The sequence below is a fragment of the Pseudarthrobacter sp. CCNWLW217 genome, assembly GCF_037203985.1.
GTDB lineage: Bacteria > Actinomycetota > Actinomycetes > Actinomycetales > Micrococcaceae > Arthrobacter.
Genome location: NZ_JBBCBT010000004.1, coordinates 208,138 through 235,037, shown reverse-complemented (window position 1 = coordinate 235,037; position 26,900 = coordinate 208,138). Strand labels below are relative to the sequence as shown.

The window sequence follows — 26,900 nt, the reverse complement described above, 5'->3', positions numbered from 1 at the left end:
TACCTACTGAAACGGCCCCGAAGCGATGTTGCAACGCAGCCTTCCGCCGGGAGGCTCGGTTCCTGCCAAGACCGACGTCGGCTTCGGGACAGCGGGGCGTGGACACACGAGCCGCCGTGATCTGAGCTCGCTTCCGCGCCTAGACCGGGCACAGGTTTGCCTCGGTTTGCTCAAGATTCGCTAAGGCCAGCACAGGGTTTACGAAGGATTCCTCCCAATTCCGGCCGGAGGCCTCTGCCGTTTGCGACCATTGTCCCGGGATTCCTTCCAAAGCGAGCTGTTGAGGCCTTGAAAGGGGAACTATCCGGGCTCGGTGCCCATTGATTCAACGCATCTCATGATGCGTGTCCGACCAGGCCACTGAGGCAGAACCTTCGCCCCGCCACCGGGGCCTATTATTTACCGACGCTGGGGAGTGTTTGTGCATAAGAATCGATTGATACAGCTACTAGTGTCCGGGCTGGTGTTGTCACTGGCTGCTTTGTTAGGCATCGCAGTGCCCTCGCAGGCTGCAGGACGGGCAGAGATCACCCTGAGTACCTCAGCGGGGCCCGCCGGAGCGTCTGTGACCGTGACCGGCGCCGGCTTTGCCCGCCAGTCCTCCGGGAACCTGACGGCCGGCTCAGCCTCTGTCCCGTTCACTGCCGGAGCTGACGGCTCCTTCACAGCCGATGTGGTTATCCCGGCCACAACCGATACAACCGTTGTCGTGACGGCCACGGCACGCAAGTCATCGGCATCCGCGGCGTATACCGTCACGTACAGCCCAGCCTCCCTCAATGCCGGCCGTGACAGCGCAGGCGCAGCGTCTGCACCGATAACGATGGCCGCCCGGACGAACACGTCGGCGACAACTCTCACCCCGCCGATCAGCTCCGACCCGCTCCGGTTCGGCGTTTCCACCCCCGGCGGGCCGCTGGCTGCCAGCGAGCTGGACGCCGTCGCCTCCCTGGTCAATGAAAACCCGTCGATCATCATGTCCTACAAGGACTTCAGCCAGGCCGCCCCGATCGCAGACCTGAACGCCGTCGACGCCCGCGGCGCCACCAGCCTGATCACCTGGGAACCCTGGCTTTGGAGCGGAAACGGCGCCAACCAGCCCGCGTACGCCCTGGACCGCATCACCGCCGGTGACTTCGACTCCTACATCCAGGGCTGGGGCAACGCCCTGAAGACCTGGGGCAAGCCCGTCATGCTCCGCTTTGCCCACGAAATGAACGGCAACTGGTACCCCTGGGCTGAAGCTGCCAACGGCAACGGCGCCGGCGACTACGTCGCCGCGTGGCGCCACGTCCATGCCGTCGTCGCCGCCACCGGCGCCACCAACGTCCAGTGGGTCTGGAGCCCGAACGTCCCGTACTGGGGTTCCACGCCCCTGACCGGGCTCTACCCCGGCGCCGCCTACGTCAACGTCGTCGCCCTGGATGGCTACAACTGGGGAACTGCAGTGTCCTGGAGCTCCTGGACATCCCCGTCATCCCTGTTCGGCGATGGCCTTACCGCGCTCCGCAGCCTCGCGCCCGGCAAGCCGATCATCATCTCCGAGACGGCCTCCGCCGAAGCCGGCGGGTCCAAAGCCAACTGGAACACCGCCCTGGTCTCCTACCTGGCAGCGCAGTCCGACGTCACCGGCTTTGTCTGGTTCCACCACAACAAAGAAGTCGACTGGCGCATCAACAGCTCTACAACCTCGACGAACGCCCTCCGCACGGCCTTGGCGGCCCGCTGAACGCTAAGTCCGCGATACTACTGAGTCACCCCGCACCCGCTCTGCTGCGACGGGTGCGGGGTGACCGGTCGGAACCCAATGTTTGGAAGGGTCGCTCCGTGAACCACCAACTCGTCGTCAGGATCCTCACAACCCTGACCCTGATCCTGGGCGTGAACTACATGGTGTGGCGGTGGCTGTTCTCGGTGAACTGGTCCGCAGCCTGGATCAGCGTGCCGCTGGTTATGGTCGAAACCTACAGCCTCGTCGATGCCTTCCTCTTCGGGCTAACCATGTGGAAGCTGCGCGTACGCGACACCCCGCCTGCCCCACCCGAAGACCTCACGGTGGACGTGTTCATTACCACCTACAACGAGCCCATCGACCTCGTCATGACCACGGCCCTCGCCGCAAGCCGTATCAGCTACCCGCACAAGACCTGGATCCTGGACGACGGCGGCCGGCCTGCCATGAAAAGCGCTGCCGAATCAGCCGGCATCGGCTACATCACCCGCTCCCCCGACTGGGAGAACCACCGCCGGCACGCCAAGGCGGGTAACCTCAACAACGCGCTGGCCGCCACGCAGGGCGAGTTCCTCCTCATCCTGGACGCGGACCAGGTCCCGGAACCGGGAATCGTGCACAGCATGCTGGGTCACTTCGCCAACGAAAAGGTTGCCCTGGTGCAGACCCCACAGTGGTTCCACAATGTCACCGACGAGGACATCCTCGGCAGCCAGGCACCACTTTTCTACGGCCCGATCCAGCAGGGCAAGGACGGCTGGAACGCCGCGTTCTTCTGCGGTTCCAACGCCATGATCCGGCGCGAAGCCCTCATGCAGATCGGAATCACCGGCTATGTCCAGGGCGTCCGGACCACCGTCCGGCAAACCCTGAGAGCCGCCGACAAGGTCATCGCCAGAGCACGCACCGAACATGCAGCCACCGGACCCCACGTGTTCCAGGCACTCGAGGAAGTGGAAATGGCCGTCCGCAACGCCCGGAAGGACCTGCATGACAACAGGCCGGTCGCCAGCATCACGTATGACTTCCAGCGAAAGGTCGATGCCGCAGCCAGGAGCATCGTGACGGCCGATGTCGCATCGCTGCAGGCGGACCTGGACGAGATCGCCCGCCTCTCCGGAGACAACAGGACTGTCTTCATCGGCGACGCCACGATCGACAGACTGGCGCAGCGGGACTGGTCACCCATCGGCGCCATCAAATCGGTGCGCAAAATGGTCCAGGCACTGGACGTCGACCGATCCGACGAAGCCATACCCGTCATGCCGATGGCCACAAACTCAGTGACCGAGGACATGGCCACCTGCATGCGCCTCCACACACAGGGCTGGGAGAGCGTCTACCACCACGAGATCCAGGCCAAGGGTCTGGCACCGGAGGACCTCCGCACCATGCTGACCCAGCGGCTGCGCTGGGCGCAGGGCACGATGCAGGTGTTCTTTCGAGAAAACCCGCTCCTGCAGAATGGCCTCAGTGCAGGGCAGCGGCTCATGTACTTCTCCACGATGTGGAGCTACCTCTCCGGCTTCGCCGCCGTCGTCTACATCGCAGCCCCCATCATCTTCCTGTGCTTTGGAGTACTGCCGGTGGCTGCATTCAGCGTCGACTTCTTCGCCAGGCTGATCCCCTTCCTGGTGGTGAACCAGGTCCTGTTCTTCGTCGCCGCCCGCGGCAGGAAAACCTGGCGCGGACAGCAATACAGTATTGCCCTCTTCCCCATATGGATCAAAGCCTGCACGACGGCGGCCGCCAACGTCATCTTCGGCCGCGACCTCGGATTCGCGGTCACCCCGAAGACCCGCCAGGGTGACGGTCCGCCCTGGTCCCTGATACGCCCCCAACTCGTGGCCATCGCCGCCCTTGTCATCGCCGCCGTCACCGGGCTCATCCGGATGTTCGTCGGCGCCGGCGCACCCGCCGGAACCCTGGTCAACATCGCCTGGGTCGCCTTCGACCTCGTGCTCCTCAGCGTGATCATCCGAGCCGCCCTCTACAAGGGCTACACCCCCGACAGAAGACGGTGAGAAATGACTGCCGAACCACTCCAGATCCACGAGCTCCACGCCTGCGCGGACCCCGAATGCTTGGGGAAAGTCCACAACCTCCTGGCCGACATGTGGGACACTTCACCGGACGTGTCCGAACTGGACCGGGCAATGTTCGAAACCGCCGTCATCGAAATTGCTGCCAACATAATCCGGCACGGCAACGATGCGGGCAGCACCCTCTGCAATCTCACCCTCGAGGTCTACCCGGACCGCCTCGAAGCGCACCTCAGGGACGACGGTCTCATCGCCCACGTAAACATCGACGCGGCGACGATGCCGGATTCCTTCGCAGAAAGCGGCCGCGGCCTCGCACTGGCAAAGGCCGCAGTCGACATCCTCACGTACGAACGCCACCACGACAACAACATCTGGACACTCCGCCGCACAAGGTCCTGTTCCACCGAATCGGGTCTCCGATGAATCAGATGGTGGCTATTTTGCCGCCCCTAGATGTGCTTGAGCTTCAGAGCGCTTCTTCGTGACCATCTAGAAAAATCCCGGGCCCCGTTCAAGTGGCTGCGGCAGCAAGCGTCGCCATGGGGGATCCCTCCACCGGAGCATTTGCTTGGCGTCGTATTCAACTGGCCCTCGGCGTGGCCTGAGCGGTGACTTTCTCCGCGCCGTACTGGTCTGTACAACGGATGCCGACTCACGGGAGACTGACGCCATGCGCAACCTGACCTTCGCCATGAATGTGAGCGTGGACGGCTATATCGCCGCACCCGGCGACGACCTCGGCTGGAGCCTACCGAGCGACGAGCTGTTCCAATGGTGGTCCGAACGGGTGAGGGCGACGGGCCTGGCGCTGTACGGGCGCAAACTGTGGGAGACGATGAGTTCCCACTGGCCGACGGCCGACCAGCAGCCGGGGGCCACGCCTGCGCACATTGAGTACGCCCGCCGCTGGCGGGCCATGCCGAAAGTGGTGTTCTCGTCGACGACCAGCACCGTCGACTGGAACACCCGTTTGGTCACCGGCGACGCGGTCACCGAGATCATCCGGCTCAAGGCCGACGACGACGGCTCCAGGGACATCGCCGGTGCCACACTCGCCGCGGCGGCCATGCGGGCCGGGCTGATCGACGAGTACGTGATGGTCACCCATCCGGTCCTGGTGGGGGGCGGCACGCCGTTCTTCACAGCCCTGGACCACTGGGTGAACCTGAACCTGGTGGAGACCCGGACGTTTCCCGACGGTGTGATCCTGACCAGGTACGAGACTCGGCGCTGAGGTGGCTCCTCGCGAACAAAGCCAGCTGCGAGACCACAACGGATGCTGACAGCATCGTTACGTTCTGCATGCCAATTTCGGGTTGGCCACCGGGCTTACGGGCTAATGGCCGCGTTCTGCTCGCTCAATAATGCAAGGTCTAAACTGTCCCCCATGGGGGACAGCGATGACGTGATCTCTAGCGCGGAGCTGAGGTACGAGTTCACGGGCGGCGCCGTCAGTGACTACCAAGTCAAGGCCGGCCCGCCTTGGATTCGTCTCATCATTACGCCGCAGCATTTGGAGTTCCGCGGCCGTGGACTGCTCCGCCTCCTCCACCTTGGCCCTTGGATAGTGCCGCGCGGACAGGTCAAGGAGGTTTTCGCCAAGCAGCGACGGAACCTCTTCCCGCCAATAGTCTGGAATGTCGAGATCGTAACCACAGATCCGAGCGTGTGGTGGACCTTCTGGTCGCCACAACACGCCAAACCGATCCTGCTCTCAATGGAAAAATGCGGCTACCCCGTGGATTGGACTCACCGCAATTGGGCGGGGGTCCCCGTCGAGTGACCGTCAGGGGGTGAGGATCATCGATCTGCAGAGCCCACGAAAGCGAGAACACGTCCGTTACGGGTTCCTGAAGTGGACTGGTGGAGCCGTCTTGTCCCACGAAGACTTCATCCCCTGTGTACAGCCTCCAGCGTAAACGCCCGAGTGACGGACAACGCGGCAGATTCCAGCGGCGGACCATCCATTGGCCAACGATTCCGATTCATCGGCGAAAAGGAGATTCGAGTTGCCTGTAGATCAGCGCAAGGTTCGAAGAGCAGTCATGAGCGTGGTCGTTGGAATGCTCACCACATTCGTTCTCGCGCTCCTAGCCTATGGTTTTCGCGTGGGCGACGCCCTTATCGCAGTACTGTGGATCCTGCCGCTAAACCTCTATTTCGCCTACACCTACATGAGGAAGAAGTCCGACCCGTCCTGAGCTGCTTGCCCACGAACCTCCCGGGGTATGTGAGCAGAAACGTCCCGGTAGCCTTTGACTAAAGGACACCACCAGGGCGGTGAGACCCACTGATTGGACGACTTCGTATAGTCCTATGCGGTGCCCTCATGACCTTGTTTACGTGACTGCAGTAGAAGCCACTGCGGACTCCAAATCTGGGGCAGCAATGGCACCATCCGAGTAGCTCATCTTGATACGAAATCCGGCCAGATGATTTGCGTAATCGCCATTAAGAGGATGACTACCGCAGATATACACTTCCCAGCGCCCAGGCCACGGATCGTCCCGGTATCGACAAGCCATCCAAGCCCTGCAGTTTCCAGCCCTCGACCTCTGACGTTCTCCGCCCAAATTTCTGCTGTGCGTTCGAAATTTCTCCATGTCAGAAGACCGACTCCAAAGACAGAGGCCAGAAGCACTAGAACCGGAATGAGCAGGAGCAAATTGAAGGCGTACGGCCCGAGACGGAAACCAATGGAGATTAAAGCGCAGCCAAACGCGGCAACGGCTGAACCCGCCTGAATTATCCGCAACATGCGCACACGTTGTGGGAGGCGCCGGTGCTCAAATAACGCTCTGCGAAACCACCGCACTTCTTCCCCTCAATTCCAGATGGTGAGCGGCGAAGATCTGAAGCCTAAAGCTGAGTGCCCCGAGTAGAGCCTGAGTGCTACTAACGCATTGTCGCCTTCGGCGAGAGTGACGACGTTACCCGCTAATGGTGCCGACAGCACCATGCGTGGAAAGGGGCTGCGGATCCCGTAGGGGGAACTATTTATATGAGCTCCTAATCGCAGATTAGGTCCTTGAAACCACCATATCCAGGACCGCCTATGTATGCCCGTTGGCGTTCCCTGATTGGGACGGAACGTTGATTCGAACTTACTCCGCTGGGACCCATGGCGATTCATGAGCGTTGGTTCAGCTCCTTGCCCGATGGCCATGTGGTGTACCCCAAACGTCGCTCCTTCCTGTATGGCCGTGCCGCGATACTGCAGAGGACAACACTGGCGGCGCATTGCACCACTAACGCCGCTAGTACCGGTGGCGCCAGCCGTGCAATGGATCTGTCAGCCAAAGATGCAAAGGCTATGACTATGAGGATTCCCATGGCTATGAACACACCAATGATGAGGCGTCGGGTTATGCGCCACCAATACCCCGCCGTGGGCTGTACTGGCAGGGTGGACCATTGGTTTGGTGGGATAACCCTGATCGGCTCAGAATTGTCTGCGTTCCCTACTTGCATGGCGATTCACGCTCTCTCTTCTTGCTTCTGCCCGCTGACACCCAAACAGCCACAGTCATGCCAGCGTAAATTGCTCAAACCACTTACGTAAGTAGCTCCTAACGCCTCTGCCTAGGAAGGAGGGCCCGCTCAAGGTTGGGCTAGCGTGCGGCCGGAGCGACAATTATCGCTGCTAAACCCCTCGTTTGTCCCTGCTATACACAGCCACTGGTGCGAATCTGTGAGATCAGGGAAGCTAGGACACGATGATCAGCGTGATCCAATGGTCCCCCGATGTGGACGGAGAAATGCATGCAGCCGAAGTCACGTATGCCTCTGCCCCTGAAGGGGCTTGGCATACTACTGCCGGCCTCTTGATCCTGTTGGGACTGTGCTTGGTTACGGACTTCCGCCGATCAGTCGGCTGGCCTGGCCAGCACGCGAAAGAGAACGCATCTGTACTTTAATGCTGCCGCACCTGACGAGGGAGCATTTGGGGGCATTGGCGTTGGCGTTGCTGCACTGAGACTCGCAATAGGAATCGCCGTCTTCGCGAATATGCCGATCTGACTGTGAGACTCATTGCGGATCCATCAATCGCCCGGCAAGACGCCCGATAAGCGTTCCCTAAACGAGCAGTCCAACGGCGCGCCTGTTCACCACCAAGGTGGGTCACGGCAGGCTGAGACTATGTCGTATCCGGAATCAGAGAATTCAGCCGAAACGGTTGAGGTAACTCTTAGTGTCGGTGATTGGCAGATCATTGACGCGACCATTGATAACAGTGTTGACATTGCTGCAGAGAACGGCGACGATCGCGTGCTCGACCAAGGCCGGCGAGTCCGTAGTGCAGGCTGGGAGGCGGCGCGTCTTCATCCGAGAAGTGGGGAAGGGCTGGTCGGCTGGCCGCCCACAAACGATGAGTTCAGCATCGCGCTGCCAATGGCGGCGTGGCGGTTCGTTCTGGACGAACTGCACCGATGGGGCCGAGTTGAGGCCGAGTTGGAGGGCAGTGACCAGGAAAAGCCGGAGTCGAGGAGCTTTGCCATAGCCCGTTTCCTGGCGGAACGCATTGCAGGCTCCTCCTCAAAATCATGAGATGCCGAATCTTGACGCAGATAGTTCACCGCACGGCTACTAACCCGCCAAGAATTCAATATCTCCTCTGAGCCCTGGAAGTCCGGGATCGCATCCTTTGCCTCTCCTGAGGCTGAGGTTCCTATCCCACCCAAGTGTCTTATCCCTTACGTTCCGCCTGGATCGCGTCAAGGTCGCGGACGGCGAAGCGGTGGTGTTCCCATTCCTCGTGGAGGATCGTGTGCAGGCACTCGAGTGTGGTCACCATGTATTGCGGCTCATCGGGGGCTTCGTGCGTCCGGGCCAGGTCCACCGCGGTGACGCCGGCGAGGAACTCGCGCACCATGGCGACGCGGCCGGCCCGGACGTCGAGCACGTCATCATAGGACGGTGCGGCCGTGCTAAAGACCGACATGTCCAGGCCATCGCTCATACTCGACATTGGGTTGGCCAATTGGGTGGTAGGGCTGGTCCTTCTCCAGAATGCCCTTGCCCAGCCACTTGTCCGTCGCCATCACCAGGTGCCGGAGCGTCTGGGAAAAGGACCACTCGCCGTCGACCGATACGTTGACAGTGCCAGCAGGCAAGCCTGCGACGCGCTCCAGCGTGGCCGCCCACGTCCGCTCCAGCATGGCCCAGGCCTCGCGCAGGCCTTCAGGATCCCGGGCGTGCCTGGTTTCACGGCCGGGAAAGCGGCGATTGAGTTCGGCTTCCACGAAAGGAGCCACGTCCACGCCGTTGACCCGCAGGAAGCTCTTGCCTTCCAGGAGCCACGGCGCGTCGATGTCAGCACGCTCCACGTCCACGCCTCGCATCACGGAACCGGACAGATCACTTCGGACGATACGGGCCCCACGCAGGTTCACGTCAAAAATTGAGCACCCTGCAGGTCTTCGGATCCGGTGAAGGTCGCCATGCGCGTAACTCTTCCATGGAGGAACCGAGAGCATCAAGCATTACGGGGCCGCGCCGAAGGGTATGGCCCGGCACTGCCTTTCGCGGACCGAGTGCCGACAGCCCCTTCATACCAGCAGCTTCGCCACCAACTCGCCGCGACTGCCCACGCCCACTTTTCCGAACAGCGCCTTCAGGTGGTCGTGGACTGTGTGTGGGGAGATAAACAGGTGCCGGGCGATGTCCGCCGTCGTACTCCCGGACAGCACCTCCAGGCAGACGTCCCGCTCCCGGGCGGTGGCCCCGTAGGCCGCCAGCAGCAAGCTGACCAGGTCGTGCGTGGTGGCCGGTTCCACCGTGACCACCATCTGTTCAGGGTCGTCGCCCATGATGAGGCGGCTGGCCTGCAGCACCACCCAGGTGCCGCCTGCGTCGCGCATCCGCGCCCGTGCAGTCCCCGACGGCGCCGCGCGCGCCCGCGCCACCGCGGCATACAGCGTCATGCTGAACCGGCCGGGCGCCGCGTCCTCCACCTCGGCCAGCCAGGACGTCGCAGCGGGCGTTGCCGCCTGCAGTTCACCGTGCGGTCCGGCCAGGACAATCACGGGCCCGACGGCGGCGGGCCGGGCCTGGTGGGCGGCCCTCACCGCGATCCTGGTGGCCGCCGCCAGGGTCGCCGTCACGGCGTCGAGGAATTCCACCTCGCGGTCCGTGAAGTCATGGCCGGACTCGCGGAACAGGCTGCCCACGCCCCAGCATGCGTCGTCCACGCGGAACGCCGCGCGCAGCTCGTGGTCCAGGCCCAGCGGCAGCAGCAGGTCGTTGATCCGGATACTGCGGACCACTTCCCGGTGCGGTGCATCGGAAATCCTCGCGACAGGCCGCGGCCGCTGCAGCAACTCGGCGAACGTGTTGGGTTCCCGGCCGGTGTATTCGGACTCGGCGAAGCGGGCCGCATATTCGTCCGTGACCGGCCATGGACGCCAGTTGGTCACGGACGTCATCCCCAGGGATTCGGGGTCGACGCCGGCCCAGCAGGCCTGCTCGAACGGCACGGTTTGCCGCACAACAGCCATCGCGGACGCATACAGGTCGGCTACGTCCAGGCCGCCGGTAGCCAGTGCGGCGATCTCCCGCCGCGCACGCTCAGCGCGTTCCTCCCACATACATCCAGTATCCGATCGGCCCGGAGGACCGCAATCCCCCAAACCGGGGGTTAAGGGCCTCTCCCCAAACCCCCGGTGAGGGGATCGCGGCAGCGAGTGCCGGCGTCGTACTTTTCCTTCATGAACGCCGTAGCCCAGGTTTTCGCGGTGCTGGCCGCCGTGATCCACATCGCCGTATTTCCGCTGGAGAGCTTTTTTATGCACCGGCCGGGGGCGCAGAAGTTCCTCAGCACACCCCCGCAGAACGTGCCAGCCGTGATGATGTGGGCCATCCCCACGGGTTTCCGCAACCTCCTGATCGGACTGGGCGTCATCGCCGGCGTAGTGGCCGTGAACCTGGGGTACCTGGTGGTGGGCTACACGCTGGTGATCTACTGCTGCGCGAACATGGTGCTCGGCGGATCCACCATGCTGCTGGCGGACGCCCTGGGCCACTACCCCCGCAAGGGCGAAAGCATTCCAGGCACGCTCGGTGCAACGGTCCCGGCGCTGGTGGCGCTGGTCGCGCTGGCGTTCTAAGCGGCACTTGAAAGACGCAAAGATGCCGTGGATACCCTCAGGGAGAAGGTATCCACGGCATTCCTGTTAACTCAGAGCGTGCTAGCTCTCGCAGGCTACGCCGTCCTTATCGCGGTCAAGCGCGGGCCGGTAGCCGGCCTGCCCCGCAAAGATCGGAGCCACGCCGGCGGCCTTGGCAGCCGTGCAGTTGGCGTAATAGGCGGCGGCCGGTGCCGCTGGAGCAGGTGCCGGCACAACAGGGGCGGGGGCTGGTGCCACCGCTGCGGGAGGGGGAGCCACCGGTGCAGCTGCAACGGCGGGTGGGGGTGCTGGTGCGGGTGCGGGTGCTGGAGTCGGCGCTGCGGCTGGTGCCTGCTCGTTGGTCGGTGCGAGCTGGCCGGAGCAGTCGCCGAGGATCCTGGCCATCGCGTCGTGTTCCGCCTGGGTCACCCACAGGCTGTATGTGGCCTTCACCGAGATCTGCCGGGCAACGTACTCGCACCGGAAGCCTTTGTTCGGCGGCAGCCAGGTGGCCGCGTCGCCGTCGCCCTTTTTCATGTTGGTTGGGCCGTCCGTCGCCTGGAGGTTCAGAGGATCGTTGGCGAAGGCTGTCCGTTGTTCCGTGCTCAACTGCTGCGCGCCCTTCTGCCACGCGTCGCTGAGGGCAACAACATGGTCGATCTGGACCGCAGTGCTGGTGGAGGTGCCCCGGAGGAAGCTGATGCTGGTGCCCGTGTAGGGGTCTGCCAGCGTTCCGGACTGCACCTTGCACGGGACGCTGTTGGTGAAGGTGATGCCCGTCAGGTCGCGTTTAAGGGTGTCGTTCCGGGTGTCGCAGCCGTTCCGGTCAACGTCCGCCCAGGCCTGGCCGAACAGGGCACGGTCATATCCCGTCTTCGGTGCCCTGCCCTTGATCGGCAGGGTCGCGAGCAGGTCAATCGCCTTGGTGGCGAAGGCGGGCTGCGTCTTCGGAGCCGTGACGCTGACCCCATTCGCCACGAGGTAAGGCGTCTCGGGATCCAGCGGGGCGCCCGACGGCGGCGGCGAAGGCTTGGCGGCGTCAGTCGACTTGGCTGTGGCCGCCGAAGTTTCGTTCCAACCAGCCTGCGGCTCCTGCGTTGTGGTCCCCGGCGACCCGGCGGAACACCCGACAATGAATGCAAAGGAGGCCGCGACGGCGGCAACCCCTACCTTCCGCTTGGTGCCTGCGACGAACCTGGAGGCGCGTTGTTTCCTGGGCGGGCCATAATCCGACAAAAATTCCCCCAAATTAAAGAAGGGCCCGGCGGATAGCCGGGCCCTTTGCTTAAGCCAATATTGCTGCTGGTGAGGAGCCTATTTCTCAGACACCCGGCAAAACCGAATCTTCGGCGATCCTCGGGCAACGTTGATTGAGTCTTGAGCCGATCTTGATGGTGCCTGTCGCAGAAGAAATTCGGCACTTAACAATTGCTGGATGATGGGCAAATACCGGCTGGTGAGGTAGGCGCAACACCGAGTGCCGCCAGAACCCCAGCGCGCTGACCGCGGCCAACCGCTAGAGTGACACGTCGACGCCCCGCGCCGCCCACCCGGGGTGAGCGGGCGGGCGGCGCCGAGCGCCGGCGTCGTGCGTTCCTTGCTAGGTCCGCTGCGAAAGGCTGAGGATGTTTCCCTCGCTGTCCAGGAACCAGGCGCCCTTTCCCCATTCGTTGTCAACAACGCCGTTTTCCGTCTTCAGACCCGGCAGGTCGTACTCTTCGAAGGCGACGCCGCGGCCCCGCAGCTCCTCCATCTCGCGTTCAAGGTTGTCCGTGTCCCAGCCCATCTGCGTATTCTTGGCCGTCCCGGCATTGTCTGTCTGGTAAATGAGGAAGCTGGTTCCGTTGCCGCAGCGGTACAAAAGGCTGTCCTCCACCGTTTCGGCGGGTTCCATCCCCAGCTTGTCCCGGTAGAAATCCTTCGCCCTGTTGATGTCCTTCGCCGGAAGAACAGCCATGACCGTTGAATTGTTGAGCATGATGATTTCCTTTGGTGCGTTTTCCCGATGATGGCGCCGCTCTCCCCCGGTTCGGTCCCGGAACATCCTTGTCCGGTGCCGCGTGGCCGCCCGTTCCGCCGAAAGCCGGGGTGGCCACCTGGGACCCTGCAACGCCACGCCAGCCATCATCGGCGCGAGGGTCCCCGAAGCTCATGTGGCCATTATGGAGCCGAATTGCGGCGACGGAAATAGGTGATCCCTACTGCACTTGCGTGGGCTTCAAACCCTTGGCGTACGCAGCCTGCCCCACATGCTGGAGACAGTCGGCGATGGTGCTGACAAGCCGCACTCCCAAGGTCACGGGCGGGTCCCAGCGGGTATCGACGACGCGGTCCAAGGCCTCGTCGTCGACGGTCTGCAGGAAGTCCGCGGTCTGCCGGTGGACGGCGTCGTAGTACTCCAGCAGCAGCTCCGGGCTTGCCCTGACGGCGTCCACCTGCTCGGAGGAATGGCCGTAGCCCGTGTCACGGGCGCGAAGCGGCAGGTCGAAGCGGGCCACAAAGCCCTGCGCGGTCAACACCTGTTCGACATCGGCGGCTTCGGCAACTTGTGCGTCCTCCACCCGGCTGAGGTGCCAGATCAGCCAGGCGATGGAGTTCCCGGTGCCGGCCGGGCGCCTAACCAGGGACGCGTCGTCGAGCCCTTCCAGCGTGGATTCCACAGTTTCCCGGATCCGGCCGAAGGCGTCCAGCAGGAGTTCATTCGATTTCATCGGGTCCCTCTCAGTGCGCTTCTCTGGGCTGAACCCCATGCTTGCACGGAGGCGTGGCGCCGCATAGAGCGGGATAATGGAGGCCTCACCCATCAGCGCTGGGGGCGGCTGCTCTAAGGAATCGACCATGAGAAAAGTGAGCGTCACCAACAACGTGTCCCTGGACGGCGTCATGCAGGCGCCCGGACGCTTCGATGAGGATACCCGGGGAGGGTTCGAGCGCGGTGGCTGGGCCCTGCCCTACAACGACGAAGTCATGGGACGCGCCATGGGCGAGGGCATGGCGAAAACCGGCGCGCTTGTGCTGGGGCGGCGCACGTACGAGGACTTCGCCGGCTACTGGCCCCGCCAGACGGACAACCCCTTCACCGACCTCCTGGACAATATCCAAAAGTACGTTGCCTCGACCACGCTGACCGAGCCGCTGCCCTGGCAGAACTCCACCCTGCTTCAGGGTGATGCGGCGGATGCGCTGGCCAGGCTCAAGGAGCAGCCCGGGCCGGACATCGCCATCCTGGGCAGCGGGGAACTGATCCAGTCGCTGAGGGGCAGGCACCTCATCGACGAATATGTGCTGCTCATCCATCCGCTGATTCTGGGGACGGGCCGCCGACTGTTCCCGGACGGACCGGAGTCAGGGCTCCGGCTCACCAACAGCGTGACGACCACCACCGGCGTCGTGATTGCAACTTACGCGACCGTGTGACCGGACCCCGGACCTACTTTTGGATTTCCGCCCGGCGAAGGCGGACGATGTCCTCGAGCACGTCGTTGGGAAGCGGGTGGTCCGTGGTGAAGCGGATGGTGCCCTTGGACAGCGAGTATCCCTCCAGCCGGTCCGCGACGGCGTCAATCACCGCGGGCGAAAAGGGAAAGACGGAGAGGTGCTTGGCCGCTGCGACGACGCCGAGGAGGGGCTTCCCATCCAGCTTCAAGGCAGGCATCCCGTAGCTCATGCCCTCCTCGGCCTCCGGGACAAGGGTCCGGGCAACGGCGATCACGCGTTGCAGGGAGAGGCGCTCAGGCTCGGGCAAATCGGCCAGGGAATCATCAACGGTGCCCATGGCGCCCATTCTATTCCTGCCCATTCTGTTGGCGGCTGGGAGCGCCTAGAGTTTCGAAACAGGCTCAATCACAGAAACTGGCAAGCGAAGGGTGAATTGAAGCTATGGATTACGTTAAAGACCCCCGCGTTGACCAGTACATCGACGCCCTCCCTGCATGGCAGCAGGACATTTGCCGCAAGGTCCGCGACCTGGTCCATGCCGCCGACCCCGAGGTCCAGGAAACCATCAAACGGACCGTCCAGCCGTACTTCGTCCTGCAGGCCAACGTCATTGCCCTGCTCGCGGCGAAAGATCACGTCAACGTCTTCCTGTACGACGGCGGCATCACCCCTGACCCGCACAACATCATCACCGCGGGCCATGGCAACAAGACCGGCCGCATGATTTCGTACCACGAGGGCGAGCCGATGGACGAGGACGCGCTGGTGGAGATGTTCCGGGCGATCATCGCGAACAACCGCGCTGGCGGCTGGCGGAAGATCAAAGGCGGGCAGTAGAGGCGCTTCGCCACGTGGACCGGACACCTTGCCGCTGTGGACCTCAGCGGGAGGCCGCACATGATGGGCCAGACACTGTGAGTTGCCGGACATTACTTGTCTTCGACAACCCCTCGGGAGCATAATAGTTAGCAGAGCTAATTAGCAGTGCTAACTATCTGCGAGGACCCATGATCACCACCACAGCGACGGACCACGAGTCCGCGGACAACATTGAACCGGACATGCTGGCAATCGACCTTCGCACGGCCGTCATGCGAACGTCGCGGCGGCTCCGCATCGAGGCAACCGGCGATGTCATCACCCCGGGCCAGTACACGGTGCTCGCCCACCTCCGCACCGGATCCCAGACCCTGCGCGAACTAGCCGAAAGCGAACACGTACAGGCGCCGTCGATGACCCGGATCGTCAATGCGCTCACGGAACAGGGGTTCGTGTCACGATCCCCGCATCCGGAGGACGGCCGCCAGATCCAGATAGCCATCACTCCGGCGGGCGAAACCGTCCTGGCCGAGGCCCGCAGCCAACGGACCGTATGGCTGGCCCAGCGTGTCGCCGGGCTCAGCGAAGAGGACCGCCGAGTCCTGAGCCGGGCCGCACACATCATGCAGGAAATGAGCGCCAAATGAGCGCCATGTTCCGGGCACTGGAGAACCGTAACTACCGGATCTGGGCGGGCGGGGCGCTGGTCTCCAACGTCGGCACCTGGATGCAGCGGATCGCGCAGGACTGGCTGGTGCTGACAGTCCTCACCGACCACTCCGGCACCGCCGTCGGCATCACCACCGCGCTGCAGTTCTTGCCCAGCCTGCTTCTGGGCCCTTACGGCGGCGTCCTCGCGGACCGGTACCGCAAGCGCAGGATCCTGCTGTGGACCCAGGTGGCCATGGGCCTGTGCGGGCTTGCCATCGGACTCCTGGTGGTGACGGGCAACGCGCAGCTGTGGCATGCCTACCTGGCCGCACTCTGTCTCGGCCTCGCCAGCGCCATTGATGCACCCGCCCGCCAGGCGTTTGTGTCCGAACTCGTGGGGCGTGAACACCTCACCAATGCCGTGTCCCTGAACTCCGCATCCTTCAACACCGCCCGACTCACCGGACCTGCCATCGCCGGCGTGCTCATCGCCTGGGTGGGAACGGGACCGGTCTTCCTGCTCAACGCCGTGAGCTTCGCCGGCGTCATCATTTCGCTGTCGCGGATCCGGACCTCTGAATTGACCCTGGCCACCCCCGCAGCGCGCAGCAAGCATCCGGTAATGGACGGCCTGCGGTACGTCCGGCAGCGGCCGGACCTGGTGCTCATCCTCGTCATGGTCAGTGTCATCGGGGCCTTCGGCATGAACTTCGCCATCACCAACGCCCTGATGGCCACCGTGGAATTCCGGGCAGGCCCCGGGGAATTCGGGCTTCTCGGTTCCGTCATGGCCGTCGGGACACTCGCCGGTGCCCTGCTCGCCGCCCGCAGGTCAGGCCCGCGGCTGCGTTTCCTCCTGGGCGGGGCCCTCGGAGTAGGCGTCTTTTCGCTGCTGGCCAGCGCGTCGCCGTCGATCTGGCTCTACGCCGCCGTGCTGATACCACTGGGCCTGGCCTGCATCACTTTCCTGAACAGCTGCAACACCACCATCCAGCTCACGGTAGAGCCCCAGTTCCGCGGGCGCGTGCTTGCCCTGTACCTCGCCATCTTGCAGGGCGGGACTGCCCTGGGGGCGCCACTGTTGGGCTGGATCGGCACCGAATTCGGGGCCCGCTGGTCAGTGGCCGCGGCAGGTGCGATCGTGCTGCTGACCGGCCTGTTCGCGGTCATCGCCGTGAACCGCCGCAGCCCTCAGACGTTCCGGCAGCAGGTGCGGACCGCGTTTCCCGGACGCCGCGCCTCGGCCTGAGTTCACCCACTGCATCCTGGTCGGGGCGGGGCGCCCTACTTCCGCGGGGGCGCCGTCGAGCCTCGAACCACCAGCTCTGTTCCCAGCTCGATCCGCTGCGGCAGTTCCTCGTCCCCGTCCAGGTGCCGGAGCAACGCGCGCATGGCGGTCTCGGCCATCTGGACCACGGGCTGGCGGATGGTGGTCAGGCCCGGCTCGATCCACTCGGCCGCCGGGATGTCGTCAAAGCCGATGATGGACAGGTCCTCGGGAATCCGCAGTCCGGCGGTCCGGGCCGCGCGGTAAGCGCCCATGGCTTGGTCGTCGTTGCCGGTGAAGATCGCGGTGGGGCGGTCGTCCAAAGACAGCAGCTTCCGGGTCCCGGACTCGCCGGCCTCGATGGAGAAGTCGCCCGGGACCATCAGCGCCGGATCAACCGCGATCCCCGCCCGCCGCAGCGCCGAGACATAGCCGTCCTCGCGGGCGCTGCTGCACTGCAGGTCCTCGCGGCCGCCGATCATCCCGATCCGCCGGTGCCCCAGTTGCAGCAGGTGCTCGGTGGCCGAGTGCGCGCCGTCCCAGTTAGCCGCGCCCACGGTCATCAGGTCCGGCCCGGGCTGGCCCACCGGATCGATCAGCACCACCGGGATCCCCAGCGACTTGATCCGCTGGATCTGTTTGGCATCCAGCTGGTACACGGCCATCAGCAGCCCGTCCGACTTTCGCTCAGCTACGTTCGCCAGCCACGGCCGGATCCGTGAGCCGTCCATGTTCAGGCTGCTCACCACTGTGCCGTAGCCGGCCTCCTGCGCCACGCGCTCCACGCCCTCGATGATCTCCAGCGCCCACTCCGACCCCAGACCAGGGAACACCAGGTCGATTAGGCCGGCCTTCTGCCTCCGCTTGGCCGGGCGGCGGGCGTAGTCGCGCCGCGCGATGATCTCCTCCACCCGCGCCCGTGTTTCGGCCGCAACGTGGGCGTGGCCGTTCAGCACTTTGGAAACGGTGGGAACCGAGACCCCGGCCTCCCGGGCAATCTCACTGATTGTCGCGCGCCCGGTGTCCTGCTTGGTCACCATGTAACCCACCTTCCCGCCGGAGCACTCGCCCGGCCCTATGAGTTTTCGGAAAGTCCCCACGCCTGGATCCGGCCGCACATGCCGTAAATCCTGCGGGGTTTCCGTTTCCCCATGGTAGTCCGCGCATCCTGCAGATAGAAACTTTCGGCGATTTCCAGAGACTCCAACTGTTCCCGCGTCGCCGCCGCTTGCCGTTCCGCCCCCTGGGCCAGCATGTCCTGCCACTCGGAGGTCCGAAAACTAACCAGCCGGGCCGCCGCCGCATGGAACCCGGCCAACGCCCCGGGACCGGATTGCAGCACCGCCTCCTTCAGGGCAAAGTACCCCTCCAGCGCCAGGTCACGACGACGGCGCGCGGCCGCTTCTGCGTCCGGGTCACCGCCGTCGGCATCACTGGGTACCAGTGCCGCTGCCCGCCGGTACGCATCCACGTCCGCCAGGTGCGCGGGCGGGAACGTCATGACGGCGTCGCCGTTCTCCGGCAGGCCCGCATTCTGCATCACTACCAGGACGCGCAGGTCGCCCGAATCGTTGATGGCACGGTGGATGGTGCCCGGCGTGAACCACAGCACCACCCCCGGCTCCAGCGGCGTGGAGGTGAACCCGCGGGAGTCCAGCGTCTCCAGCCGGCCCCACCCCTGCTGCACCATGTACGCTTCCGCGGACGCCGTATGCAGGTGCGGGGTGCCGCCGGCCGCACCGTCCGCTGCGGGCCAGTCGTAGATGCTGACCTCGGACAGGGCGGTGGCTCCCGGGAACGTCGTGGCTGCCATATTCAGGACCAGGCCTGCAGGGCAGTCTTGGCGGCGCCGGCCAATTCGGCAGCGGACCGCTCGTCCACCTGCCCGTCGGAAATTACGACGGCGTAGCGGTACGTGAGCGGCTGACCCGCCTTCAACGGGACTACTTCGCTGAAGAACGGCGCGGATCCCAGGCACGCGAACATGGACGAGCGGGCGAACCACTGGTTCGGGGCGCCGGGGTTGGAGCCGTCCTCCACGAAGGTGATGGACGAGAACCGGCAGGTGTCATCGTGCCGGCCGGTGAAGGAGATCCATTCCGAGCGGGTTCCCATGAACTCGTCCTGCCCTGTACCGGCGTCGGAGCGGAACTGGCCTCCGGTGAAGGATCGAGGCCCGCGCCAGAACAGTCCGCCGTACCCGGCGTTGTCGCGGCCCTCGGTAGTGGGGCTGCCGATCTCGATGACGTCCGGCGAGATATTGGCCAGTTCGGTTTCGAAGAGCAGCACCCAGGCCGGGGTGGCCGGGACATCGAGGACCTGGACGCTGAAGCGGCGCTTCTCGGCGATGACCGGCGTCCCGTCCTGTGAACTCCACACGAGTTCCTCGGCCGCGGTGATCCCGGTTCCGGAGTCGTCGATGGCGGTGAAGGCCTCGTGGGTCATGGCGCCGTTGTTGTCCAGGTTCGCGTAGCCGGTGGCGCGGGTATAAGTGGCGCCGCCCCAGAAGTTGTCCTTGCCCACGTTGGGCAGGGCGAGTGAGAGGCCCTTGTGCCAGACGTGGTCCCACGGCCGGAAGATGGTCACCTCGTCGCCGCCGAGGGTCCTGAGCGGGTGGAAGTAGGGGCGCGGGCTTTCGTACTGGTCATCCGTGGGCCTGTAGGTGTACGTGGCGATCTGCTGGCCACCGGCGGTGAAGGTGAGGGCTGCGCCGTCGTCGGAAAAGCTGAGCTGCGTGGCCGGGGTAGTGGTAACTGCGGGGCTGGTCATGGGTGTTTCCTAAAGGTTCAAGGGTGTTTGGTCAGGCGGCGGACGTGGCGGCGGGCGCGGTGGAATCGAGGACCCGGGTGCCCAGGCCCTCGCCGTCCATACCGGCGTAGAAGGGGTGGCCGGGCACGATCTCGCCCCGGCGGACGGGTGCGCCGGTGAAGGCGGAGGCATAGATCGCGGCAGCGAGCTCCAGCGTTTGCCGCGCGGAGTCCGCGCCGGCTGGGAGCGGCCTGCCGGCGTCGAGCGCGTCATACATGGCCAGGAACTGGGCCGAGTGTCCGCTTCCCCGTTCCAGCGGCTGCGCGTCCCACGCTCCCGTAACCGCGTCCTCGTGGCCCGGCGCCGGGGTGATGGTCCAGTTGTCCGTGGCGTAGCCGTACAGGTGGCTCAGTTCAACGGTGGCGAACTCGCAGTCGATCCGGATGTCCGAAGTTTCGCGCGGGGAGAGCAGCGAGTTGATGATGGTGGCAACGGCGCCGTTTTGGAACCGGACCAGCGCGGCGGACAGGTCCTCCGTGGAGGTGGCGCGGGCCTGCCGGGAGGCGATGGCGGTGACCTCCTGCCACGGGCCGAGCAGGTGGAGCAGGAGATCGAACTGGTGGATGCCGTGGCCCATGGTGGGGCCGCCGCCCTCCGCGTTCCAGGTGCCGCGCCAGGGCAGGTCCCAGTAGGTGTCCGGCCGGTACCAGAGCGTGTCACACCGGGCAACTAGCGGACGGCCGAACTCGCCGCCGCCGATGAGCGACTGCGCTGCAGCGGAGGCATCGCCGAAGCGGTGCTGGAAGACGCAGGAGAACTGCGCACCGCCTTGGATTTGGGCGGTTTCCAACCGGTCGAAGTCGGCCAGGGACAAGGCCGGCGGCTTCTCCGACAGCACGTGGACGCCCGCCGCCAGGCACTCGAGGGCCTGGTCGATGTGCATCATGGGCGGGGTGCAGAGGTGCACGATGTCCGGTTTGGCTTCTGCCAGCAGTTCGGTGAGGCTGAGGTAGCGCCCGGCGATGCCGTGCTGGTCCGCGAAGTTGTCCAGCCGGGCCTGGTCCACATCGCAGGCCGCCACGACTTCCGCCCGGCCGCCGGTCCGGGCCAAGTTGTCCGCGTGGACCGCGGCGATCCCGCCGGTGCCCACGATGGCCACTTTGTACGTCCGCATTTGAAATTCTCCGCCTTTGCAGTTCTTCACTGGATGGTGCCGGTCACTTTGATCACGGGCGGCCCGGAAAATCAGAAACTTTCATGACTTGGTCATTAGTTTCCGAAACCTTTGGGACTCCAATTCGGGCCGCCCTTCAACCGTAGGAAGCAAGATGCGCCGAAGTCAATGGTTTTTGTCCCCTAGAAACTAAATGCTGATTTCTGATAGTTTCTTAAAAACTGATTCCAATGTGAGGAGACGCCGTGAGCGGTGCCGCCGAGAAACAAGCACTCCCCCGTTCCGCCGGGCCGGAAACCGTTGAGCATCTCATCGCTGAGATGACGCTGGAAGAGAAGCTCGCCCAGCTGGTGGGTGTGTGGGTGAACGCGTCCACCGACGGCGACTCCGTGGCCCCGCTGCAGAACCAGATGGCCGGCGACGCCCGCTCCTGGGATGACGTGATCGCCAACGGCCTGGGCCAGATCACCCGGATGTACGGCACCACCCCGCTGGAACCGCTGGACGGAGCACGCCGGCTGGCAGCCGCGCAGGAGCAAATCATTGCTGCCTCCCGCTTCGGGATCCCCGCCCAGGTGCACGAGGAGTGCCTGGCCGGGCTGGCCGCCTGGAAAGCCACCGCCTTCCCCGTCCCCCTGGCCTGGGGCGCCACATTCAATCCCGCGCTGGTCCGCGAGATGGCCGGGCTGATCGGCGCGGACATGCGCGGGCTCGGCGTGCACCAGGGACTGGCGCCTGTGCTGGACGTGGTGCGCGACCTCCGCTGGGGCCGCGTGGAAGAGACCATCGGCGAGGACCCGTTCCTGGTGGGCACCGTGGCGTCCGCATATGTCCAGGGGCTTGAGGAGGCGGGCATTGTTGCCACGCTCAAGCACTTCGTGGGGTACTCCGCCTCGGTGGCCGGGCGCAACCACGCCCCGGTGTCCATGGGCCCGCGTGAGCTGGCCGACGTTATGCTGCCGCCGTTCGAAATGGCCATCAAGCACGGCGGCCCCCGCTCAGTGATGCACGCCTACACAGATGTCGACGGCGTCCCAGCCGCCGCCAACCAGGCCCTGCTCACCGGGCTGCTCCGCGATGAATGGGGTTTCGCGGGAACGGTGGTGGCCGACTACTTCGGCGTCGCCTTCCTCAATGTCACCCACGGCGTGGCCGCCGACCTCGGCGAGGCCGCAGCGCTGGCACTGACTGCGGGAGTCGACGTCGAACTTCCCACCGTGAACTGCTACGGAACGCCGCTGCTGCAGCGGATCCGCGACGGCGCGGTGGACGAGGCACTGGTTGATACCGCCCTCCGCCGCGTACTCACGCAGAAGCAGCAGGCCGGGCTGCTCTCTCCCGGCTTTGACCCTGCCCCGCCTGCCTTAACGGACGGCATCAACCTGGACCCGGCCGGGCACCGCGCGCTGGCCCGGACCATGGCGGCGCAGTCGCTGGTGCTGCTGAAAAACGGGACGCACGACGGCGGCGCGGCACTGCCGCTGCCCGCTGCGGCCGTGCGGTCGCTGGGTGTGGTGGGGCCGCTGGCGGAGGACCCGTTCGCGATGCTGGGCTGCTACTCGTTCGACGCTCATGTGGGCACCTCGCACCCGGACGTGCCGATGGGCATTTCCGTGTCCACCGTGGCCGAAGCCGCGGAACGCCGCTTTGAGGGAGTCGTTTCCGCCGCAACAGGGTCGTGCGAGGCCATTACGCCGGAGGAGATCTCCGAGGCCTGCCGGATCGCCGCGGCCGTGGACACGTGTGTGGTGGTGGTGGGCGACAACGCCGGGCTGTTCGGCCGAGGCACTTCCGGCGAGGGCAACGACGCCGAAGACCTTCGTCTCCCCGGCGACCAGTCCGCGATGCTGGACCAGGTGCTCGCCGCGGCCGCCGCTGCCGGCACGCGCACCATCCTCGTGGTCCTCAGCGGCCGTCCCTACGCCCTGGGCGGTTTCGCGGACCGCGCGGACGCCGTCGTGCAGGGATTCTTTCCCGGCGAGGAAGGTGCCGAGGCGCTATGGGACGTTCTCACCGGCGTCGTCAATTTTTCCGGGAAGCTTCCGGTGTCCGTGCCGCGGACCCCGGGTGGGCAGCCCGGCACGTACCTGCACAGCCGGCTGGCCGGTCCCAGTGGCGTGAGCGCACTGGACCCGTCGCCACTGTTCGGGTTCGGCCACGGTCTGTCCTACACCTCGTTTGAGTTTTCGGAGCATGTGGCGAGCGCCCCCACGGTGTCGACATCGGGCTCGGTGACGGTGGCCTGTACGGTGACCAATACCGGCGCGGTGGGCGGCGCCGAAGTGGTGCAACTGTACCTGGAGGACCCCGTGGGTGAGGTGGTGCGGCCGGTCCGCGAGCTGATCGGCTACGCGCGGGTGGACCTGGCTGCCGGCGCCTCCGCCGCGGTGGAGTTCACGGTGCACGCCGACCGGACGTCCTTCACAGGTGTGGACCTGAAACGCGTAGTGGCGCCCGGACTGGTCAAGCTCCACGTGTCCACATCAAGCGCGTCCGATGTCCACACGCACGAGATCATCCTGCACGGTCCGCGACGCGTCGTGGGTTTCGAGCGCGAGATGCTCACCCCCGTCGCGGTCACCCCGGCACCGATGGACTAAGCCAGCAGGCCTGTGGTGTATTTGGACTCGCAGCGCTAGGTCTCCTTGCGGGAATCTCAATGGGCTACCTGCCATATCTTTTGGGTGGCTGCTTGCTCTGGTTCCCTGGGTTTCTTCCAAGCACCGAAAGCTACCCTAGTGATGAACAGATGCATCAGCGTTGTCTTAGCTCTTACCCACCTGTCTGCTTCGGCTACGCCGACTCATCACATCCGAACAACGCCAGGCCTGTCTCGACGAAGCATGCCGACTGCTGACAGCAGCACCACGCTGAGGAACCTCCATCTGGTCCTCCGGTCCCCTCGCTGTGTGCCGTCGGCAAGGCCGGCGTGCGAGTCCATCGCCCGAAAAGCGGGCAGCGTCAGGATTTCGCCGCCCTGATAGCCCGGCGAACCGCCGCGCCCAGCACGGAGATCAGCGGAACCAGGCACACCAGGGTGACCACGGTATTGGGCCGGAAGGTGACGCTGCCGCCGTCGTTCCGGTAGACGCCCAGTGGCAGCACCATGCCGCCGCCCCCACCGCCGGACGCGCCGCCGTCGGCCTCGCCCTCCGCGCCGCCACCGAACCCGAACGTAACCAGGGCCACCGGGATGACCTCCTGCCCGCCCAACTGGACGGGATCGCCGTATGCCCTGGCGACGCCGACGTTCTTGAACGTGTCCACAAGGTTGGAGAAAGTATCAGTCATGCCTCCACCGTAGGCCCGGACGCCCTAGGACCGCCAGCGTCGCCGCGTTGCCTGACCTCTCGATTATCGATACTATCTAACTGTTAATCGACAGCCTAGGAGACCTCATGGGAAAGCTCACCGTCCTCGCCCTGCGCATCGTGATTGCGATGGTGCTTGCCGGTTCCCTGTTCGTTCAGGTGTGGATGATTCCGTTGGTCTCGACCGACCTCGTGGAGGCGGGCGCGCCCGATGGCCCACGCATTGCACTGCTTACCATCTTCGTTTTGGGCATCGCGTGCGTCCAGGTCACCGCAGTATGCGTGTGGCGCCTGCTCACCATGGTGCGCCGCGGGACGGTCTTCTCCCACGGAGCCTTTCGATATGTGGACATCATCTTCGGCGCGATCGCCTTCGCCTCATTATTGATGTTCGGGATCGCCGCCATCCTGGCGCCCGGCGAAACCGCGCCGGGCATCGTACTCCTGATCTGCGGAGCGTCCGTCATGATCGCCGGGGTTGCCCTGGTGGTGCTGGTGATGCGCACGTTGCTGGCCCAGGCGGTGGCACTGGATGCGCAGGCACACCACCTCCAGTCCGAGCTCGACGAGGTGATCTGATGCCCATCGTCGTCGACATCGATGTGATGCTGGCCAAGCGGAAGATGCCGGTGGGCACGCTCGCCGAACGTGTGGGAATCACCCCCGCCAACCTCGCGGTTCTCAAGAACGGCCGCGCCAAGGCGGTGCGGTTCACTACCCTCCAGGCGCTGTGCGAGGTGCTCGAATGCCAGCCCGGCGACCTGCTGCGCTGGGAACCGGAGGACTCCGCCTCACTTAACGCGGACGACGGCGGGCGGCCGCTTGCCGAGTCCAGCTAGCTGTATAGATCACGGACGTTAGTGCTGCGCGGGATAATGGAGGTATGACGGACCAGGACCATGAGCTGTGGGATGAGTTCGACAGGCTCAAACCCGCCGGCCGCGACCGCGTGGAGGGGTACCCCGGCGGACAGCCCGTGGGCTTTGGCTTCCGGACCGGCGTGCGCAGCGCCAGGGTAGCCCTTGGTTTCGCCGTGTACGCGCTGGTCCTTGGAACCGTCCTGGTCCTGCTGGGGGTCATCTACTTCATCAGCGAAAACCTGTGGCTGATGCTTGGACTGATGGCCGCGATCGAGGCCGTTTTCGTCTTTGCCTTCCTGCGACTGGTCCGCCAGGCCCGCAACCGGCGCTCCGCAAGCTAGCCGAGGGCCGGTCCGGGCCGGACCATCCGGAATTCCGGCAGGCTTTCCCATTCGGGCGGCAACTGCCCGCGTTTTCCGTCGGGCCGGAATCCATGCTTGAGGTAGAACGCCAGCGCACGGGGGTTGCCCTCAGCCACCCAGAGGTAGGCCGGGGAATCTCCAATGGCTGCGCGCAGCAGGGCCGCACCAAGTCCGGTGCCGTGCGTGCGCCTCAGTGCGTAGATCGAGTACAGCTCAAGCTCAACCGGCCCGTCCTCGTCGCGGCCCGGACCGGCGTCGGCCAATCCCACCACCTCTCCGTCGGCATCCAGGGCAATAATTCGCGGGTCCTGCACGTCCAGGTGGGGCCGCCGCCGTTCCACACGCTCGGGGATACTGGCTCGGCGTGTGCGGAAGAACTCCGGGGACAGCAAATGCGAGTAGCACTCCTCGTGGGCCAGCGTGTGCATCCGCACCACCGCTTCGGCGTCGTCGGGTGTGGCCTGGCGGAGCTGAAAGTCCATCGTCCCAGCCTAGGCCCGGCGCCGTTCGCGCCGCGACACGTCAGCCATTAACCCAACCGACCTTCCGGAGCCAGCCCGTGAGAACCGGCAGGACCACTGAGCTGTGCATCGCACCCAGGTGGTCGAGCCCGGGAAGAACCTGCACATCCCAGCCGGCAGCGATGAGTTCCTCCCCGTGCCTGGCCAGGGGTTCACCGATCCGAACCTGGACACCGCCCCATTGCGGGCTGTAGTCGATCTGGTCATCGGCCCCCGCGAACGCGAGCCGCGGCAGGTCACGGGGCAGGGCTGCGGCAGAGTCGTCGAAGTCCTGGAGTGCCTCGTAAAGGGTGACGAACTGGCGCGTTTGGCCCTCGGTGGTCTGGACGCCGGCAGAATCCCAGTCGCCCGGCTCGGCCTCGTCTGCTGGAACCCACGCTGGGTCCGGTTCCTGGGTGGACATCGCGTGCGCGGCGCGGGTGACGGCCAGCATGCTTTGGTACGGACCGTCCAACGGCGGAAATCCGCCCATGGCCAGGGCCCGGAGGCGGTCGGTGCGCAGGGCGAGCTGGAGTCCGCTCAATGCCAGCCAGGAGTAGCCGTAGTAGCCGAAAACCTCCGTGCTGGCGGCATCCGCGATGGCCAAAAAGTCAGCGGCGAGGTTGTCCGGTGTGAGCGTCTCCGCGGCCGGCTGCGCCATTCTGTGGCCCTCATAGTCAGCCACAATCACCCGGTTTGTTCCCGAAAGGCCGCGGACCAAAGCCGGCCCCAGGTCAGGGTCCCCGCCCCACTTACGCATGGTCTCGGCAGCGGCCGCTTCGAACGGCACCAGCCGGGCCGGCAACAGCAGCGCAGGCCCCTCGCCATGAATGGTAACGGGGATGATCGACCCGTCGTGGAGGACGGCCTCGGCAGTTTCAGCCATG

General features: G+C 64.9%; 30 protein-coding genes. 16 read left to right on the top strand and 14 right to left on the bottom strand.

All coding sequences use genetic code 11. From position 1 onward, the window contains the following. Positions 1-421: 421 nt before the first annotated feature. The 7 genes from V9L18_RS07190 to V9L18_RS07160 all read left to right on the top strand — a co-directional run bounded on the left by V9L18_RS07190 (position 422) and on the right by V9L18_RS07160 (position 8,325). The gene (locus V9L18_RS07190) at positions 422-1,729 is read left to right on the top strand and encodes a glycoside hydrolase family 26 protein (RefSeq protein ID WP_337346497.1); all 1,308 of its coding nucleotides are present in this window, start codon (positions 422-424) and stop codon (positions 1,727-1,729) included. Positions 1,730-1,890: 161 nt separating this feature from the next. Next, positions 1,891-3,756, top strand: a complete 1,866-nt coding sequence (locus tag V9L18_RS07185; protein ID WP_337346541.1) for a glycosyltransferase family 2 protein — start codon at positions 1,891-1,893, stop codon at positions 3,754-3,756. A 3-nt stretch (positions 3,757-3,759) separates the two neighbouring features. Continuing rightward, entirely contained in the window at positions 3,760-4,200 is a 441-nt protein-coding gene (locus V9L18_RS07180; RefSeq protein WP_337346496.1) for an ATP-binding protein, read from the top strand. 247 nt (positions 4,201-4,447) lie between these two features. Further along, positions 4,448-5,011, top strand: coding sequence for a dihydrofolate reductase family protein (locus V9L18_RS07175; RefSeq protein WP_337346495.1), 564 nt, complete (start codon positions 4,448-4,450; stop codon positions 5,009-5,011). Positions 5,012-5,164: 153 nt separating this feature from the next. Next, a complete protein-coding gene (locus V9L18_RS07170; RefSeq protein ID WP_337346494.1) occupies positions 5,165-5,560 on the top strand; it encodes a hypothetical protein in 396 nt (131 codons plus the stop codon). Between the two features lie 262 nt (positions 5,561-5,822). Then, entirely contained in the window at positions 5,823-5,978 is a 156-nt protein-coding gene (locus V9L18_RS07165) for a hypothetical protein (RefSeq protein WP_337346493.1), read from the top strand. Between the two features lie 1,939 nt (positions 5,979-7,917). Beyond that, on the top strand, positions 7,918-8,325 hold the full coding sequence (locus tag V9L18_RS07160) for a hypothetical protein (protein ID WP_337346492.1): 408 nt from the start codon (positions 7,918-7,920) through the stop codon (positions 8,323-8,325). Positions 8,326-8,464: 139 nt separating this feature from the next. Here V9L18_RS07160 and V9L18_RS07155 read toward each other — a convergent pair whose 3' ends face one another. The 3 genes from V9L18_RS07155 to V9L18_RS07145 all read right to left on the bottom strand — a co-directional run bounded on the left by V9L18_RS07155 (position 8,465) and on the right by V9L18_RS07145 (position 10,364). After that, entirely contained in the window at positions 8,465-8,719 is a 255-nt protein-coding gene (locus V9L18_RS07155; protein ID WP_337346491.1) for a DinB family protein, read from the bottom strand. After that, entirely contained in the window at positions 8,706-9,170 is a 465-nt protein-coding gene (locus V9L18_RS07150) for a DinB family protein (protein WP_337346490.1), read from the bottom strand. The genes V9L18_RS07155 and V9L18_RS07150 overlap by 14 nt, the downstream gene beginning before the upstream one ends. A 156-nt stretch (positions 9,171-9,326) precedes the next feature. After that, a complete protein-coding gene (locus tag V9L18_RS07145; protein WP_337346489.1) occupies positions 9,327-10,364 on the bottom strand; it encodes a helix-turn-helix transcriptional regulator in 1,038 nt (345 codons plus the stop codon). A 120-nt stretch (positions 10,365-10,484) separates the two neighbouring features. On the opposite strand from V9L18_RS07145, the gene V9L18_RS07140 reads away from it, so the two are divergent. After that, on the top strand, positions 10,485-10,883 hold the full coding sequence (locus V9L18_RS07140) for a DUF1304 domain-containing protein (RefSeq protein ID WP_337346488.1): 399 nt from the start codon (positions 10,485-10,487) through the stop codon (positions 10,881-10,883). 81 nt (positions 10,884-10,964) lie between these two features. On the opposite strand, the gene V9L18_RS07135 is transcribed toward V9L18_RS07140, so the two are convergent. The 3 genes from V9L18_RS07135 to V9L18_RS07125 all read right to left on the bottom strand — a co-directional run bounded on the left by V9L18_RS07135 (position 10,965) and on the right by V9L18_RS07125 (position 13,594). Continuing rightward, positions 10,965-12,119 carry a GmrSD restriction endonuclease domain-containing protein gene (locus V9L18_RS07135; RefSeq protein ID WP_337346487.1) on the bottom strand — a complete coding sequence of 385 codons (1,155 nt, stop codon included), beginning with the start codon at positions 12,117-12,119 and terminating at the stop codon, positions 10,965-10,967. A gap of 364 nt (positions 12,120-12,483) precedes the next feature. Continuing rightward, a complete protein-coding gene (locus tag V9L18_RS07130; protein WP_337346486.1) occupies positions 12,484-12,861 on the bottom strand; it encodes a VOC family protein in 378 nt (125 codons plus the stop codon). A 220-nt stretch (positions 12,862-13,081) separates the two neighbouring features. Next, entirely contained in the window at positions 13,082-13,594 is a 513-nt protein-coding gene (locus V9L18_RS07125; RefSeq protein WP_337346485.1) for a mycothiol transferase, read from the bottom strand. A 127-nt stretch (positions 13,595-13,721) separates the two neighbouring features. On the opposite strand from V9L18_RS07125, the gene V9L18_RS07120 reads away from it, so the two are divergent. Beyond that, positions 13,722-14,300, top strand: a complete 579-nt coding sequence (locus V9L18_RS07120; protein ID WP_337346484.1) for a dihydrofolate reductase family protein — start codon at positions 13,722-13,724, stop codon at positions 14,298-14,300. Positions 14,301-14,313: 13 nt separating this feature from the next. Here V9L18_RS07120 and V9L18_RS07115 read toward each other — a convergent pair whose 3' ends face one another. Continuing rightward, the gene (locus tag V9L18_RS07115; RefSeq protein WP_337346483.1) at positions 14,314-14,658 is read right to left on the bottom strand and encodes an iron chaperone; all 345 of its coding nucleotides are present in this window, start codon (positions 14,656-14,658) and stop codon (positions 14,314-14,316) included. A gap of 104 nt (positions 14,659-14,762) precedes the next feature. Between V9L18_RS07115 and V9L18_RS07110 the strand changes: the two genes are divergently transcribed. The 3 genes from V9L18_RS07110 to V9L18_RS07100 all read left to right on the top strand — a co-directional run bounded on the left by V9L18_RS07110 (position 14,763) and on the right by V9L18_RS07100 (position 17,040). Beyond that, positions 14,763-15,158 (top strand): DUF1801 domain-containing protein, encoded by a 396-nt coding sequence (locus V9L18_RS07110; RefSeq protein ID WP_337346482.1) that lies wholly within the window; start codon positions 14,763-14,765, stop codon positions 15,156-15,158. Positions 15,159-15,328: 170 nt separating this feature from the next. After that, positions 15,329-15,787, top strand: coding sequence for a MarR family winged helix-turn-helix transcriptional regulator (locus V9L18_RS07105; RefSeq protein WP_337346481.1), 459 nt, complete (start codon positions 15,329-15,331; stop codon positions 15,785-15,787). Beyond that, on the top strand, positions 15,784-17,040 hold the full coding sequence (locus V9L18_RS07100; RefSeq protein ID WP_337346480.1) for an MFS transporter: 1,257 nt from the start codon (positions 15,784-15,786) through the stop codon (positions 17,038-17,040). Before V9L18_RS07105 ends, V9L18_RS07100 begins: the two co-directional genes overlap by 4 nt. A gap of 35 nt (positions 17,041-17,075) precedes the next feature. On the opposite strand, the gene V9L18_RS07095 is transcribed toward V9L18_RS07100, so the two are convergent. The 4 genes from V9L18_RS07095 to V9L18_RS07080 are packed head-to-tail and all read right to left on the bottom strand — an operon-like array spanning position 17,076 to position 20,980. Beyond that, the gene (locus V9L18_RS07095; RefSeq protein ID WP_337346479.1) at positions 17,076-18,098 is read right to left on the bottom strand and encodes a LacI family DNA-binding transcriptional regulator; all 1,023 of its coding nucleotides are present in this window, start codon (positions 18,096-18,098) and stop codon (positions 17,076-17,078) included. Between the two features lie 35 nt (positions 18,099-18,133). Then, a complete protein-coding gene (locus V9L18_RS07090) occupies positions 18,134-18,871 on the bottom strand; it encodes a cupin domain-containing protein (protein ID WP_337346478.1) in 738 nt (245 codons plus the stop codon). A 2-nt stretch (positions 18,872-18,873) separates the two neighbouring features. After that, complete coding sequence (locus tag V9L18_RS07085) at positions 18,874-19,827, bottom strand: PmoA family protein (protein WP_337346477.1); 954 nt, start codon at positions 19,825-19,827, stop codon at positions 18,874-18,876. A gap of 31 nt (positions 19,828-19,858) precedes the next feature. Beyond that, on the bottom strand, positions 19,859-20,980 hold the full coding sequence (locus V9L18_RS07080; RefSeq protein WP_337346476.1) for a Gfo/Idh/MocA family protein: 1,122 nt from the start codon (positions 20,978-20,980) through the stop codon (positions 19,859-19,861). A 320-nt stretch (positions 20,981-21,300) separates the two neighbouring features. Between V9L18_RS07080 and V9L18_RS07075 the strand changes: the two genes are divergently transcribed. Further along, complete coding sequence (locus V9L18_RS07075; protein ID WP_443197967.1) at positions 21,301-23,580, top strand: beta-glucosidase family protein; 2,280 nt, start codon at positions 21,301-21,303, stop codon at positions 23,578-23,580. Positions 23,581-23,941: 361 nt separating this feature from the next. Here V9L18_RS07075 and V9L18_RS07070 read toward each other — a convergent pair whose 3' ends face one another. Beyond that, positions 23,942-24,271, bottom strand: a complete 330-nt coding sequence (locus V9L18_RS07070) for a hypothetical protein (RefSeq protein ID WP_337346474.1) — start codon at positions 24,269-24,271, stop codon at positions 23,942-23,944. A gap of 107 nt (positions 24,272-24,378) precedes the next feature. Between V9L18_RS07070 and V9L18_RS07065 the strand changes: the two genes are divergently transcribed. Genes V9L18_RS07065 through V9L18_RS07055 form a run of 3 tightly spaced genes read left to right on the top strand, consistent with a single transcriptional unit; the run spans position 24,379 to position 25,492 of the window. Further along, positions 24,379-24,870, top strand: a complete 492-nt coding sequence (locus tag V9L18_RS07065) for a DUF2975 domain-containing protein (RefSeq protein WP_337346473.1) — start codon at positions 24,379-24,381, stop codon at positions 24,868-24,870. Then, on the top strand, positions 24,870-25,130 hold the full coding sequence (locus tag V9L18_RS07060; protein WP_337346472.1) for a helix-turn-helix domain-containing protein: 261 nt from the start codon (positions 24,870-24,872) through the stop codon (positions 25,128-25,130). Before V9L18_RS07065 ends, V9L18_RS07060 begins: the two co-directional genes overlap by 1 nt. A gap of 44 nt (positions 25,131-25,174) precedes the next feature. Beyond that, positions 25,175-25,492: a hypothetical protein gene (locus V9L18_RS07055; RefSeq protein WP_337346471.1), complete on the top strand. Its 318-nt coding sequence runs from the start codon at positions 25,175-25,177 to the stop codon at positions 25,490-25,492. Here the strand turns inward: V9L18_RS07055 and V9L18_RS07050 are convergent. After that, positions 25,489-25,995 (bottom strand): GNAT family N-acetyltransferase, encoded by a 507-nt coding sequence (locus V9L18_RS07050; protein ID WP_337346470.1) that lies wholly within the window; start codon positions 25,993-25,995, stop codon positions 25,489-25,491. The two genes, V9L18_RS07055 and V9L18_RS07050, sit on opposite strands and share 4 nt — an antisense overlap. A gap of 40 nt (positions 25,996-26,035) precedes the next feature. Beyond that, on the bottom strand, positions 26,036-26,899 hold the full coding sequence (locus V9L18_RS07045; RefSeq protein ID WP_337346469.1) for an alpha/beta fold hydrolase: 864 nt from the start codon (positions 26,897-26,899) through the stop codon (positions 26,036-26,038). Position 26,900 lies beyond the last annotated feature (1 nt).